The sequence below is a fragment of the Desertivirga arenae genome, from assembly GCF_017355785.1.
In the GTDB taxonomy this organism is placed as follows: Bacteria; Bacteroidota; Bacteroidia; order Sphingobacteriales; family Sphingobacteriaceae; genus Desertivirga; species Desertivirga arenae.
The window spans coordinates 584449-598885 of sequence record NZ_JAFEWE010000002.1 but is presented as its reverse complement, the minus strand read 5'-3'; the positions used below and the strand labels follow the sequence as shown (position 1 = coordinate 598885).

The window sequence follows — 14437 nt, the reverse complement described above, 5'->3', positions numbered from 1 at the left end:
ATCAAGGTTAACAGGATAAAACTTTAAGGGTTGTAAAAAGTTATTCAAGAAAACCCTATGAGAGCACATACAGACGAAGAGATCTTAGAGAAAGCTGACGCTCAGGAGAAGCGTCAGGACATGATTAAGGATAGTAAAATAGATGTGGCTGTTGATCTGGACGACGAACACGGTACCTGCCATACTTATGTAGTTACGTTTCAGCAGGAGAGTGGCGGCTGGAAGTGTTTGCAAATTGATGAGCTAAGTTCCTTATAATCCTACAATTAGGCATTTTTTTAATGGTTTAATAAACTTAAATTTAAAATCAAAACAGCCAGCTCTGATTTGTTATTATATTGATACTCGTGATTTTATAAGTCAAATCAGCATCCGTTTTAGGAATTTAAATTTAAAGGTATGAGGTGGGAATTTGCAATTCAGCAAAAGCTTAAGGTTGCGCTTTTGCTAGCAGGGATAATGTTGCTTGTATTGTTGTTCAACGTACTGGAACGACGCAATATTGCAGCTATTAATCAATCGGTAACATCTATCTATAAAGACAGGTTAGTACCAGCTACGGATATTTTCTACCTGACCGAGAAATTGTATTATAAACGTTTTGAAATAGAGCGGTTGTTAACCTCTGATTGGAAATCCACAACAAAGGTTAAGCATCAGCTCTTAGACCACAACAAGGGTATTGAAGATTTGATCCGTTCTTTTGAGAAAACTTACCTGGTAGACAAAGAAACTCAGTTTCTAAATCAGTTAAGATCTCAGATTACAAGCTACAATTTGATAGAACAGAAGATCTTAGCCAACGCTGCTGCAGGAGATCTGAGTGAGGCGAAAAAACTCTACGAACATGAGGGAAAGGCTTTGTTAATGGATAATATTCGTAACCTTTCTGTATTAGCCAAGATTCAAACAGATGTGGGCAACGAGCTGAAGAAAGATTCTGAAGGTATTCTGGCAACTTCTGATATGCTGTCAAATATTCAAATGATACTTGTCATCATTATTGGGATCATGATCGTATCGCTCATTTCCATATCAAAGGCTTTAGCGGTAAAGCAGGACAGCTTTAATTTAAATTAAAAAAGCGGCACCGAGGCCGCTTTTTTTCTTATATAAACTGATACTTATATCAATTCAACACTTCTTTTAACAAAGTCTGTCAGATCTGATCCGGTTAACAGGCCTTGAGATAGCAATGCCAGGTCAAACGCCTGCTTCGCAAGTTTTTGTTGCTCCTGGTCGTCAGTTGCAGAAACGATACGGGAAATAAGCGGGTGATTTCCGTTCACAGCTACTTTGTAGTTGTCAGGAAGACTTCCGTAGAAGCTCATTCCTCCACCCATCTTAGCCATATCTTTCATCCTGCGCATAAACTCGTCTTGCGTGATATGAACAGGAAGTTCTTCGGGACTTAAGCTTTCTATCTCAACCTTCATGTTTGGTTTTGAAATAGTGCTTTCGAAGATGGTTTTTACCTTAGTAGTTTGTTCCTCTGTTAATACATGTGCAGGAGCATCATCTTTTACGATCAACTTGTCTGCTACATCAGAGTCAACACGTTTTAATGTGGTTTTCTCCAGTTTCTGCTCCAGGTGACTAATAAAGTGATTGTCGATAGGAGAGTTCATCAGCAATACGTCGTAGTCTTTTTTGTTCGCCGACTGGATGAAAGCGTCCTGTTTGGCAGCATCAGGAGTATATAGATAAACGATGGTATCGTTTTTGTCTGTCTGAAGTGGTTTTACTTTCTCTTTGTACTCTTCCAGCGTGAAGTGTTCGTTCTTCGTGTTGGTCAAAAGAGTGAAGTCTTTTGCTTTCTCGTAGAACTTCTCGTCGCTTACAAAACCATATTTCACGAAAAGACCGATATCCTGCCATTTTTCTTCGTAAGCCTTGCGATCTTTCTTGTAAAGCTCAGAAAGTTTATCAGCTACCTTTTTAGTGATGTAGTTATTAATCTTCTTGACATTACTGTCTGCTTGCAGGAAGCTTCTGGAAACGTTTAATGGGATATCTGGTGAATCGATCACACCGTGAAGAAGCATCAGGAATTCTGGTACGATGTCTTTTACCTCATCGGTAATGAATACCTGGCGGGAGAATAACTTGATCTTGTTGCGTTGGAAATCGAAATCATTTTTAACCTTAGGGAAGTAAAGTACACCAGTCAGGTTAAATGGATAGTCTACATTCAGATGGATCCAGAACAGCGGATCTTCGCCGAATGGATATAATTCCTTGTAGAATTCCAGGTAATCCTCGTCTTTCAGCTCGGAAGGAGCTTTAGTCCAGATCGGATTAGGATTATTAATAATATTATCAACTTCTACAGAAGTATATTTTGGTTTACCTTCTTCATCCTCACCATCTGGTTCAGATTCTGTTTTAGTTCCGAATTTAATAGGAACTGGTAAAAATTTACAGTATTTGTCAAGGATTTCCTGAAGCTTGAACTTGCTTAGGAATTCTTCAGACTCGGCATTCACAAAAAGCGTGATGTCTGTACCTCTTTCAGTACGGCTACCGTCTGAAATTTCAAACTCTGTGCTGCCGTCGCAAATCCAGCGTGCTGGTTGTGCACCTTCCTGGTAAGATAAGCTATTGATCTCTACCTTATCTGCCACCATAAAGGCAGAGTAAAAGCCTAAACCAAACTTACCGATCAGTTCATTTGCATCTTTTGCTTCTTTGAATTTTTCAACGAATTCAGTTGCTCCGGAGAAGGCGATCTGGTTGATGTATTTTTTAATCTCATCAGCTGTCATTCCGATACCTTTATCGGAAATAGTGATGGTCTTTTTCTCTTCGTCGAAAGAAACCTCCACCTGTAGATCACCCAACTCGCCCTGGTATTGTCCTAATGAAGACAGGCGTTTTATTTTCTGTGTTGCATCAACTGCGTTTGAAACCAATTCCCTTAAAAATATCTCATTATCAGAGTAAAGGAATTTTTTAATTATCGGGAAGATGTTTTCGGTGTGAATCGAAATTGTGCCTTTTTCTTGCATAACTGTACTGCGATTAGATCTTATTTCGTCCTGTTTCCTCAACTGGTGTTCCAAACGTAATTGAATTGTCAAATTGGCAGAGCTAAGGGTTTAATTTTACTTTTCATCCCTCTTATGCTGTCTTCCATGTCGCAAAGGGAGTAAAACATCAATTGTGACGAAGGTCAGTTGTGAATCAAATCTAAGTTTATACATTTGCGGCCAATTAGGTCTCCAGTCTTGTCGACTGGGGTTAAAAGGGAACTGGGGTGAGAATCCCCGACAGACCCGCTGCTGTGTTCTCCAAAAACGGAATTCATTCGAAAGCCACTGTTTATAAAACGGGAAGGCGAATTTCCGGGAGTAGTCAGAAGACCTGCCTAGTGAGATAATATTCAGAGCTTTCGGGGATTGAAGCTATGAGTGATAGTACCCTTCGTGTATTCTCATTTGTATTTATTTGCCTCTTATGCTCATCACATGTATGAAGAGTAGAAAAATTGTAGTTGCTGCTGGCCTGGGGCTAGCACAACTGGCGTTTGCGACAAGCGCCTCGGCACAACGGGATTCTGTATTAAGAGAAGTTGTTGTTACCTCGACTAAACTGGATCAGAAACAGTCACAAACCGGAAAAGTAATGTCGGTGATCGGAAAGGAAACCATCGAAAGAAGTCAGGGAAAGAGTGTGCCCCAACTATTAAGCGAGCAGGCCGGAATTTATATTACCGGAGCTCAGGGAAATTACGGGAAAGATAAGACCTTATTTTTAAGAGGAGCAGGAACAGCCTACACTCCGATTCTAATTAATGGAATACAGGTGAACGACCCTTCGGCTATTGGAGCGACTTTCGATCTGAGGCTTTTGTCTACCGACCAAATTGAAAGGATTGAGATATTGCGTGGGGGACAAGCAACTTTGTACGGATCAGACGCTGTTGCCGGGGTGATCAATATTATTACTAAAAAAGGCAATGGTGCTCCTCTTAATGCTTCTATTTCAGCTAATGGCGGAAGCTATGGAACGTATAAGGGCGGTGCTGCGGTTTCGGGTGAAGTAAAAGGGGTTTCTTATAATCTGAATTATTCCCATCTGCATTCTGATGGAATTTCAGAAGCAAAACAGATGGGAAGTGTAGTTTTTGATAAAGACCGCTTCATTCAAGATGGGTTGAGCGCCTGGCTTGGTTATAAGGTCAATAACAAGGTTTCTGTGAATCCATTTTTCCAGTATCAGTATATTGATTCTCAGTTTGACAATGGGGCTTTTAGCGATGACGCGCTTTCTGCAGGTAAAAATGTAACATATAACAATTTTCTTTCAACGGGTCTAAATTCAGAGTTCAGGACAGGCTTGTCTAAGCTAACCTTTAACTATAACTATTCGCATACAGGCCGTGACTATAAAGGCTCTTTTCCAAGCCTTTTCGAAGGGCATATGCATTTAGCAGATCTGTTCCTGAATCAGAGGATAAGTAATAAGGTTCAAATCCTGGCAGGTTTAGAGAACCGTTTTACCAGGGTGATCCAGTCGGGTGCTGAAAAAGCAAAGCCTGAAGCAAATCTAATGAGTGCTTACGGCTCGGTTGCGATGAAGAATTTAGGCCAGTATTTCGATCTGGAAATAGGAGGAAGGGCTAACCACCATAGTGATTACGGAGATAATTATACCTATTCGATCACGCCCTCTGTAAATTTCTTTGATGGAGGTTTCCGTTTGTTCGGAACCGTTAGTAGTGCATTTAAAGCGCCTACCTTGACAGAACTTTATGGTGCTTTCGGCAGTAATCCAAAGCTTAAACCCCAGGAGGCAAATAATTATGAGGCTGGATTTTCTGTGAGTCCCAATAATAGCTTCAGTCTTCGTATAACCGGGTACGAACGTTATTTAAAAGATGCAATCACTTACGGAGCTGTAGGGTATGAGAATGTTGCTATCGAAGACACCTGGGGCGCAGAGATTGAACCAACCTTTAGCAGCCGGTATGTTGACATTAAAGCGTTTTATGCCTTTGTGGATGGAAAAAGTTTTACAAAGACTGAATCTGGAGAGAAAGTGCTGATATCGGAGGACCTGCTGAGAAGACCAAAGCACTCGGTCGGTGTAAACCTGGGTTTAAAGCCTTCTTCCAGGTTCTATTCCAGCATTAATTTCAGGAATTACGGGAAACGGGCAGATGCCTATTTCGATGATCAAACCTTCAATTCGGTTTCCCTTCAACAAAAAGCTTATCAGCTGCTTGACCTGTATGGTGAATATAAGTACTCTTCCAGGCTTAAACTTTTTCTGAACGTAAACAATATGTTGGATGAAGATTACCAGGAAGTAGCAGGCTATTCTACTATGGGAACAAATTTCATGTTTGGCTTGAACTACGTGATAAAATAAAAATCTTCTAAAATAAGGTAAAACTAACCTCTGCTTGCAGGGCAGAAATACACTTAAAACGAATCGTCCTATCGGCGATTCGTTTTTTTTTAAGAAACACCTGTTTCACACCTTTGGCCTAATAATTGTATTTTTCTCATCAGTAAGTATAAATACGTCTTTATCTCCAAAATTACGCTCTATGGTATTGAATGAAAAAAAGTATTTCCGTCTCACGGATGAGGAGGAAATTATCCACGAGAACGAAGTTATAGATAATCACAACGAAGATTTGGAGTCAGAGGAACCTGATTATTATTCATATTGGGATGATACCAATGAGAATGATGATTGAATTATCCCAAACCTATTGGCACAAGAATTGGTTAAACCCTAATAAATCATCTAACTATAAAAAATATGGCAACTAATTTCAATCCAGAACACTCAGAAGGGCCAGTGGCCAGAATGATTGAAGAGCAAACAGCAAAACTTCCATCTGATCTATTCTTATGGACAGCAGGTGCTGCTATTGCGGCTTCATTAGTCTTGCAGGTTGTTGGCAGGAAACCTAAAAGTTTATTTGTTGGTCAGTGGGTAGCACCATTCCTGCTACTTGGACTTTATAATAAACTAGTAAAACTTGAAGGTCACGAAGGAGCAGATTCTTAAAAATAATAATCCGGGTGATTTTGGTCACCCGGATTATTTGCTCGTTGGTTGTATGTCCTGAAATTTAACCTACTATCCTTAGTTTGGCAAACTTCAGTAATAATTGCTTGTTGCCTAATCCCTGAAAGAATATTGTTGCTTTGATGTCTGGCTTTGATCCTTCAAGGCTGATCACTTTTCCAAATCCAAAACGCTCGTGTTCTACTTCCATTCCTGCTTGTAAATTGCTCGTATCTGATGGTGCAAAACCCTCTGAAGGAACGTGTGCTTTTGGAAGAATTGCTGTAGTTTTTGGAGGAGCCCCAGTTGGTTTTGGTTTAGAAAATACATCTTTAGTACCCGTAGAAGATGAGGATGTCCTACTCCAGGCAGAACGGTCTCCGTCAAAGAAAGGATTCTCAGCCGAAGCTTTTTGCTGTTGCTTAAAGTCAAGCTCCAAGAACCGGGCGTCAATTTCATCTATAAACCTGCTCGGCTCGCAACTTGTTAGATTTCCCCAACGGTAACGCGATGTGGCATAAGATATAGTAAGTTTCTTCTCCGCCCTTGTTATAGCTACGTAGAATAAACGCCTTTCTTCCTCAAGATCAGACCTTGAGTTGAGCGACATTTGCGAAGGGAAAAGGTTTTCTTCCAAACCTACGATATATACATGCGGAAACTCTAGTCCCTTAGACGAGTGGATCGTCATTAAGCTTACTGTATCGGCATTTGGATCCTTATCGTTATCGTCATTTGTTAGGAGGGCAACATCCTGCATGAAGATATCCAAGCCTCTTTCCTCGATGTCTTCCCGCTCACTGAACTCTTTTATACCGTTCAGGAGTTCCTGAATGTTTTCGTAGCGGTTTAAGCCCTCAACAGATTTGTCTTCGTAAAGGTCTTTCAGCAAACCTGAATGCTGTGAAATATGTAATGCTGCATCGTAAGCTGAATTGTTCTTGGCAAGAACCTGGAAACTTTGTATAAGGGTTCCAAAGTTAGCTACCGCCGTGGCGCTTCTCGGTTCCAGGTACTGCTGTGCATTAACCACAACTTCCCATAATGTTACATTATTTTTATCTGCAGCTACAATGATGCGGTCAACCGTAGTATCTCCGATTCCACGTTTAGGATAGTTGATCACGCGCTTCAGTGCTTCCTCATCGTTCGGATTAAAGGTAAGTCTGAAATAAGCGATCAAGTCTTTAATCTCCTTCCGTTGGTAGAAGGAAAGTCCGCCGTAGATCTTATAAGGAATATTCAGTTTTCGTAAGGCCTCCTCCATTGCTCTAGATTGAGCATTGGTACGGTAAAGGATAGCGAAGCTTTTATATTGCAAACCTTTTAACGCCCGTTCCTGCATAATACTTTCTGCAACGATCTTTCCTTCTTCGTTATCACTGAAAGCCCGTGCAATCTTAATCCTGTCGCCTTCTTCGTTTTCAGAGAATACGTCTTTTTTAAGCTGATTAGTGTTGTTGGCAATAATGCTGTTGGCAACATTTACGATGTTCTGGGTAGAACGGTAGTTCTGCTCCAGCTTAAACACCTTCAGATCAGGATAGTCTTTTTCAAAATTCAGGATGTTCTGAATATTAGCACCACGGAAAGCATAAATACTTTGAGCATCGTCGCCTACTACGCAAATGTTCTCTGTGATGGCTGCCAGTTTTTTCACAATGAGGTATTGCGAAAAGTTGGTATCCTGATACTCATCCACCATCAGGTATTTGAATTTGTTCTGATACTTATAAAGTACATCTGGATGTTCGCGAAGCAATACATTGGTTTTGAAAAGAAGATCGTCAAAGTCCATTGCGCCAGCTTTAAAGCAGCGCTGCGTATAAGTAAGGTATATTTCGCCTATCTTACCTCTGCCTGTAGAAAAGTCCTCTGCCTGGATATGCTCATTCTTCATGTATTCAGCAGGGGAGATGAGGTTGTTCTTTGCCGAAGAAATACGTCCATAAACGAAATTGGCATTATACAACTTATCATCCAGCTGATATTCCTTCAGAATAGCCCTTAACAAACTTTTGCTATCGTCTGTATCGTAAATGGTAAAATTAGAAGGGTAGCCGATCTTCTCTGCTTCTACTCTTAATATTTTAGCAAAGACAGAGTGGAATGTACCCATCCATATATTTTTGGCTTCGGGACCAACCACAGACGTGATCCTTTCTCGCATTTCCTTTGCCGCCTTATTGGTAAAGGTAAGTACCAGGATATTGAAAGGATCAACTCCTGCTTTAATTAAGTGTGCAACACGATAGGTAATGACTCTCGTTTTCCCTGATCCCGCACCTGCCACAATCATTACCGGGCCTTTGATCTGTTCTACCGCGGCCCTTTGTGAAGGATTTAAACCTTTTAAATAATCCAAACCTGCTCCTTTTTTGAAGGGTGCTAAATTAAGCAATGAGTGTCATTAATTCTGATAAAAAGAGCGGTTGTTTTTTAACACCTTATCCCCATTCTTCACGACCGTCTGGTTCATAGAATACTTGTTTGAAGGTATGGTGTAAGTTAAATACTTTTAGCAGATTACGCCTAATATTGCGCTTGGCTTAAATTTTGCGCTGTAAGATTAAAATAGATGCTTATGATCAAATATATAACTTTTGTCTGTTTGGCCGCTACTATTGGCCTGTTTGACATGTGTGCCGTTAATCCTGTTACAGGGAAAAAGCAGATCGTGTTGATGTCTGAAGAGCAGGAGCTGGCTATGGGGAAAGAGGCTGATCCGCAGATAGTGCAGGAATACGGGCTTTATGAAAATAAGGAACTGCAGGATTTTATCAATCAGAAAGGGAAGGCTATGGCCGCCGTTTCTCATCGTCCTAACATAGATTATAATTTCCGGATAGTAGATTCAGACATTCTGAATGCTTTTGCTATTCCCGGTGGCTATGTTTATTTTACCCGGGGTATTATGGCTCATTTTAATGATGAAGCACAATTTGCCGGGGTACTGGGGCATGAAATAGGGCATATCACCGCCCGTCATTCTGTGATACAGCAAAGGAATGCTACCCTTAGTCAGGTGGGATTGATAGCCGGGATGATCATCGCGCCGCAATTGGGCGATTTTGCTCAGACTGCTTCTCAGGGCCTAAGTTTGTTGTTTTTGAAGTTTGGCAGGGATGATGAACGCCAGGCTGACGACCTTGGAGTAGAATACTCGTCAAAGATTGGATACGATGCGGAACATATGGCTGATTTTTTTAATACACTGGATCGTCAGTCGAAACAAGGTTCAGGAGAAGCTCTTCCTGAATTCCTGTCTACTCACCCTAATCCTGCAGGAAGAAATGCAGCAGTGGCAAAAGCTGCCAAAGAATGGAAAGCAAAGCTTGCCTTAAATAGTCCCCAGGTGAACAGGAACACCTATCTGAAAAGATTGGAAGGTTTGGTTTACGGTGAAGACCCCCGTCAGGGCTTTGTTGAAAACAGTGTATTCTACCATCCGCAACTGAAATTCAAATTCGCTATCCCAGCCGGTTGGGCTTCTCAAAATTCACCTTCACGATTTCAAATGGCACCAAAAGACGGAGGTGCTCTAATGATATTAATGCTGGCGCCCGGAAAAACTTTACAGGAAGCGGCTGCTAATGTGTTAAAACAATATAGTTTAACTACTGTCGAAAGTCGCCAGACAACCGTTAACTCTTTACCGGCTTATGTATTGGTTGCTGACCAGCAGCAGGAGCAGGGGAACACTTTACGGACCTTGTCTTATCTTATCCAGGATGGAGATACTATCTATCACCTGATCGGCGTTACTTCTGCAACCGACTTTAATAACCGTGTTAGTCTTTTTACTTCCACAATGCAAAGTTTCAGTAAACTAACGGATGCTTCAAAGTTGAATAAGAAGCCCGAGCGCGTTCACATAAAAACCTTAGGTCAGGCTACTACTTTAGAGCAGGCTTTAAAAACATACAATGTTCCCGCTAAGCGTTATGAAGAGTTAGCCATACTGAATGGCTTACAGCTTAAGGACCGTTTGGAAAAAGGAACGCTTATTAAAGTGGTAGGCGAGTAATTTTAACTAAAGAGAATGCAGAAAGTTAGCACCTTCCTGATGTTCAGCGGCGATATGTGCGGCAAAGCAAAGGAAGCGATTGAATTATATACGTCCTTAATTGCCGATTCTGAAATTAAAAGTATCGAATACTTTGAAGCGGATGAGGGCGGAGGAAATGAAGGCGATGTGAAGCACGCCGTATTTACTTTGGGAGGCCAGGAGTACCTGGCCTTCGATAGTGCAATGGGCCATAAATTTTCCTTTACTCCCTCTATTTCCATCTACGTCTCTTGCGAGACAGAAGAAGAACTAGATAATCTATTCACGAGCCTTTCGGAGGGAGGTGCAGTAATGATGCCGCCGGATAGTTATGGATTTAGTAATAAGTTTGCCTGGATTGCCGACAAGTATGGCGTATCATGGCAGCTTAACTTTGGATAAGTGCTAGCAGGCGGTGTAAAATTCTTCTTTTTCTGTAGTATGTAAACGGATGACACCAGAAAGAACAAGGTTAACTAGTATTTTCTGCGCCCTTCTTCTGCTGAGATTAAGCATCTGGCTGTATTCTTTTGCTGTAATGCGATCGTTGGTGTCGAGGTATTCCAACAGGGACTGTTCCTTTGAGGAATACTCAATCAGCACGCCTTCGTCTTTCGACTCCCTCTTTAGTACGTCGACTACTATTTTGCTTGCCAGCAAACTTTTGTCCTTTACACGAATATATACCCACCACTTTTTGTCTTCTCCCAGCGCATAGTGGGGCTTAGTGTCGCTTTCTTTAATATCGGCAACGAGTACGATCTTGTCGTCTATGTAAACTTCCTCGAAAAAGGGCTCGATGGCAGGTCGGCAGAAAAAGGTACCTGCTTTCTGCAGCATATACTTTTCCTCTTCTTCTGACTTGACTCCCTTAATACCTCCGTTATCCAATACTCCTACCAGTAACTTTCCCCCTTTGTTATTTGCGAAAGCTACCAGTGTTTTAGCTATTTTCTCGCAGGAAGTAATTGTTTTTTTGAAATCAAGTGATACCCCTTCTCCTTCAAAAATCAACTGTTTTATATGATGCGGTCTTAATCGATTCATCTGGTATTTAAATCTCCCAGTTCTTTAATTGTTTGGCTTACCTTGTAATTCCCGGATATATACTTCGTTCCTTACCACTGCGCAGAGCTGCTGCTCATTGTCGTAAACCTCTATGGTGTTCTGTTGCAGTAACTTTCCAAACTCACTTAATTTAGTACAAATTTCTAAGATCTCTGCTTCTGTAATATTAATTTTAAAATAGAGGTTCTTATACGCAGGTTTTACAAACTCAATTTCCGAACGTTTTACCCAGATCAGCGTTCGTATTCCTTTCCCGGCCAAAAGCTCGTGAAATAAAATAGGATGAAAAGCATCTGTAGCGCTAAAGATAGAACCTCCGAATATTGAACGGTTATAATTTATATTTAATATGCTTTTCGAAATTTTAACCTCTACACCTGTAAAGTCTTTTTCGAATTTTTTCACCCAGATACGTTGAAGCAATAAAGGGGGATAAAATCGTAAGAGCCATTTCATGGTGTTTTCAGAGACCCGCATGCCGACGAATATCTGAATTTAAAGCTTATCAGTGAAATTTCTGCATGCTAAATACAAACATTGGCATGAACGTTGGAAATGATTAGATAGATTTAAATACATGCTTATGGAAACTAGATTTCTTAGAGTTCTTCTGGTCGTAATTGCTGCTTCTTTCGGTAATGCCTGCAGCAGTGGTGGTAATCAGGGAATGAACGAAGCAGGGTCGGCTGATTCTGATTCGATGGTGAATATAGATACGCAGTGGGTGGACACTACTGGTGCTGCTCAGGGTGGTAATGGAAAGGCAATGGACCAGGGTGGTTTACAGCAAGATACCACGAAAGGTCCGGGAAAAGTACCTGTTCCTAGTCCCTAAAACTTCATGCTCCCACCTTGTTGGTGCTTTCACCAACAAGCCTGCTGGGTGTTCTCTATAGGTATTTCAGACAGTGGTCCCCCGTCAGGAAAGGTACACTGGCGCTTACAGCTTTCCCGTTTTCAATTTTATTCGTAGTTTCAGCCCCACCAATTATGAAATATGAGTAAAGTTGATTCTTCCAGAAATGTTATCTTCCTTGTAATTGTTGCGGCTCTCGGCTATTTCGTTGACATCTATGATCTTGTGCTTTTTTCCATAGTTAGAATAGAAAGTTTTAAGGATCTTGGAATTGCAGATGACCAAATGCGTGTGATGGGGGAGTATGTGATCAATATGCAAATGGGAGGTTTGCTTTTAGGAGGAATCCTTTGGGGGATTATGGGTGATAAGCTGGGCCGGATTAAAGTTCTGTTCGGATCTATCCTGATGTACTCCCTTGCCAATATTGCGAATGGCCTGGTTAACGATATTGATACTTATGCTTTTGTGCGATTGGTTGCAGGAATAGGCCTTGCAGGAGAGCTAGGCGCAGGTATTACACTTGTAAGTGAGAGTATGAGTAAAGAGAACCGCGGCTACGGAACAATGATCGTTGCGGGTGTTGGATTATTTGGAGCTGTTTTGGCGAACCAGGTGCACGAGATGTATGATTGGCGTACTGCTTATTTTGTTGGTGGGGGATTAGGAATGGTGCTGTTGTTTCTAAGGGTTGGAACGTTTGAATCAGGAATGTTCAATGAGGTGGCGCATAAGAAGGTAGAGAAAGGCAATGTTATGCTTATACTCGGTAATCCTAAAAACCTCTTCAAATACCTTAACTGTATCTTTATTGGAGCACCTCTGTGGTTCGTAGTCGGTATCTTAGTAACACAATCACCTGAAATAGGCAAGGCTTTAGGAGCAACAGAGCCACTAAGCGCCGGGAAAGGAATTATGTATACTTATATAGGTATTGCTATCGGCGATATTATTGCCGGCTTGCTGGCACAGGCTACTAAGTCGCGGAAAAAAACAATGTTCGTTTTTCATGTCCTGTCGATACTTGCTATCCTGGTTTACCTATCCAGTAAGGGGATGGACAGCAGCAGGTTTTTGTGGCTATGCTTATTCCTTGGTATTTCTGTCGGATATTGGGCAACCTTCGTTACTATTGCCTCAGAACAGTTTGGAACAAATATCAGGGCTACTGTTACCACCACTGTGCCTAACTTTGTTAGAGGTGCTTTAATCCCTATTACCTTCCTGTTTGAGTTTTTTGTTAAGGAATTTAATATTATAACTGCGGCTTATATCCTGACCATACTCCTTTCTACCCTCGCATTGTTTTCACTAAGCCAGCTACGGGAGAGTTTTGGTAAGGATCTTGATTACGTTGAACAGTAATATTTAGCATCTTTGTACATATGATTAGCAAAGAAGAAATCGCTGCGGATTATCAGGTTATCCAGGACGAAATATGTGCTGGCCTGGAAGCGCTGGATGGAGGTGCAAGCTTTCAGCAGGAACTTTGGGAACGCGAAGGTGGAGGCGGTGGTCGCACACGGGTTATTCAGAATGGGAACATCCTTGAAAAAGGAGGTGTTAACTTCTCTGCGGTTTACGGACAATTACCAGAACCTGTAAAGAAGTCGTTTAAAGTGGAAGAGGATGATTTTTTTGCTACCGGTGTATCTATTGTAATTCACCCTAATCATCCCCTGGTGCCGATCATCCATATGAATATCCGTTATTTTGAGATGAATGAGGATATTCGGTGGTTCGGGGGCGGGATAGACGTTACTCCACATTATGTATTTGAAGATGATGCGAAGTTTTTTCACCAATACCTGAAAGGGGTTTGTGATCATTATAACCAGGAGTTTTATGTGAGGTTCAAGAAATGGGCCGACGATTATTTCTTTATTAAGCATCGTGAAGAAACCAGGGGCATCGGTGGAATATTTTACGACCGGCTTAATCCTAAAACTGCCGGAATAGGTTGGAGGAAGATCTTTGAGTTTTCAAAAGAAGTAGGCCGTTCCTTCGTACCTATTTATAAAGAGTTGGTTGATCGCCACCGTAATGATCCTTTTTCTGAGCAACAGAAACAATGGCAGTATCAACGCAGAAGTCGCTATGTAGAGTTTAATCTGGTTTATGATGCAGGAACTAAATTCGGATTGGAAACCAACGGCAGGATTGAGTCTATATTAATGAGTCTCCCGCCCCAGGCTAACTGGACTTATAACTTCAAGGCTGAAGCGGGAACAGAAGAGGAGAAAACTTTGTCTTTACTTAAAAAGGGTATTGACTGGGCTTAAGAAAATGAAAAAATATTTTTATTGAATAGCCAGATCTTCTATATTTGGATCAAGACATGACAATTTACAAAGTAAATATCGCAGTAGTCGTAGCAGTGGCCATTACAGCCAGCTGACGGGAGCGTATTTATTTTAAACATACAGCAGAAGCCCGTCCCG

Annotated in this window: 14 protein-coding genes and 1 riboswitch; of the genes, 10 read left to right on the top strand and 4 right to left on the bottom strand. The window is 41.3% G+C overall.

Annotated elements, in window-relative coordinates:
* Positions 1–57 precede the first annotated feature (57 nt).
* Positions 58–258: a hypothetical protein gene (locus J4N24_RS06545; protein WP_207532855.1), complete on the top strand. Its 201-nt coding sequence runs from the start codon at positions 58–60 to the stop codon at positions 256–258.
* 141 nt (positions 259–399) lie between these two features.
* Positions 400–1080, top strand: a complete 681-nt coding sequence (locus tag J4N24_RS06540) for an MCP four helix bundle domain-containing protein (RefSeq protein ID WP_207532854.1) — start codon at positions 400–402, stop codon at positions 1078–1080.
* A gap of 44 nt (positions 1081–1124) precedes the next feature.
* On the opposite strand, the gene htpG is transcribed toward J4N24_RS06540, so the two are convergent.
* Positions 1125–3008 (bottom strand): molecular chaperone HtpG, encoded by a 1884-nt coding sequence (htpG, locus tag J4N24_RS06535; RefSeq protein WP_207532853.1) that lies wholly within the window; start codon positions 3006–3008, stop codon positions 1125–1127.
* 190 nt (positions 3009–3198) lie between these two features.
* Positions 3199–3385, top strand: a riboswitch (cobalamin riboswitch).
* Positions 3386–3471: 86 nt separating this feature from the next.
* Here htpG and J4N24_RS06530 point away from each other — a divergent pair.
* From J4N24_RS06530 to J4N24_RS06520, 3 genes are all read left to right on the top strand, one after another.
* Positions 3472–5373: a TonB-dependent receptor plug domain-containing protein gene (locus tag J4N24_RS06530; RefSeq protein WP_207532852.1), complete on the top strand. Its 1902-nt coding sequence runs from the start codon at positions 3472–3474 to the stop codon at positions 5371–5373.
* A gap of 181 nt (positions 5374–5554) precedes the next feature.
* On the top strand, positions 5555–5707 hold the full coding sequence (locus J4N24_RS06525) for a hypothetical protein (protein WP_207532851.1): 153 nt from the start codon (positions 5555–5557) through the stop codon (positions 5705–5707).
* Between the two features lie 65 nt (positions 5708–5772).
* Positions 5773–6024, top strand: a complete 252-nt coding sequence (locus J4N24_RS06520) for a hypothetical protein (protein WP_207532850.1) — start codon at positions 5773–5775, stop codon at positions 6022–6024.
* Between the two features lie 64 nt (positions 6025–6088).
* Here the strand turns inward: J4N24_RS06520 and J4N24_RS06515 are convergent, their stop codons facing one another.
* Positions 6089–8389 carry an ATP-dependent helicase gene (locus J4N24_RS06515; RefSeq protein WP_207532849.1) on the bottom strand — a complete coding sequence of 767 codons (2301 nt, stop codon included), beginning with the start codon at positions 8387–8389 and terminating at the stop codon, positions 6089–6091.
* Positions 8390–8608: 219 nt separating this feature from the next.
* Here J4N24_RS06515 and J4N24_RS06510 point away from each other — a divergent pair, with 219 nt between their 5' ends.
* Together J4N24_RS06510 and J4N24_RS06505 are read left to right on the top strand one after the other, a co-directional pair.
* Positions 8609–10051 carry a M48 family metalloprotease gene (locus tag J4N24_RS06510; RefSeq protein WP_207532848.1) on the top strand — a complete coding sequence of 481 codons (1443 nt, stop codon included), beginning with the start codon at positions 8609–8611 and terminating at the stop codon, positions 10049–10051.
* Between the two features lie 15 nt (positions 10052–10066).
* Complete coding sequence (locus J4N24_RS06505; RefSeq protein ID WP_207532847.1) at positions 10067–10474, top strand: VOC family protein; 408 nt, start codon at positions 10067–10069, stop codon at positions 10472–10474.
* 3 nt (positions 10475–10477) lie between these two features.
* Here the strand turns inward: J4N24_RS06505 and J4N24_RS06500 are convergent, their stop codons facing one another.
* Positions 10478–11119 carry an AlbA family DNA-binding domain-containing protein gene (locus J4N24_RS06500; protein WP_207532846.1) on the bottom strand — a complete coding sequence of 214 codons (642 nt, stop codon included), beginning with the start codon at positions 11117–11119 and terminating at the stop codon, positions 10478–10480.
* A 24-nt stretch (positions 11120–11143) separates the two neighbouring features.
* Positions 11144–11596 (bottom strand): hotdog family protein, encoded by a 453-nt coding sequence (locus J4N24_RS06495; protein ID WP_242691530.1) that lies wholly within the window; start codon positions 11594–11596, stop codon positions 11144–11146.
* Between the two features lie 127 nt (positions 11597–11723).
* Here J4N24_RS06495 and J4N24_RS06490 point away from each other — a divergent pair, with 127 nt between their 5' ends.
* The 3 genes from J4N24_RS06490 to hemF all read left to right on the top strand — a co-directional run bounded on the left by J4N24_RS06490 (position 11724) and on the right by hemF (position 14278).
* Positions 11724–11975, top strand: coding sequence for a hypothetical protein (locus tag J4N24_RS06490; protein ID WP_207532844.1), 252 nt, complete (start codon positions 11724–11726; stop codon positions 11973–11975).
* A 162-nt stretch (positions 11976–12137) separates the two neighbouring features.
* A complete protein-coding gene (locus J4N24_RS06485; protein ID WP_207532843.1) occupies positions 12138–13361 on the top strand; it encodes an MFS transporter in 1224 nt (407 codons plus the stop codon).
* Between the two features lie 20 nt (positions 13362–13381).
* Complete coding sequence (gene hemF / locus J4N24_RS06480; protein WP_207532842.1) at positions 13382–14278, top strand: oxygen-dependent coproporphyrinogen oxidase; 897 nt, start codon at positions 13382–13384, stop codon at positions 14276–14278.
* Positions 14279–14437 lie beyond the last annotated feature (159 nt).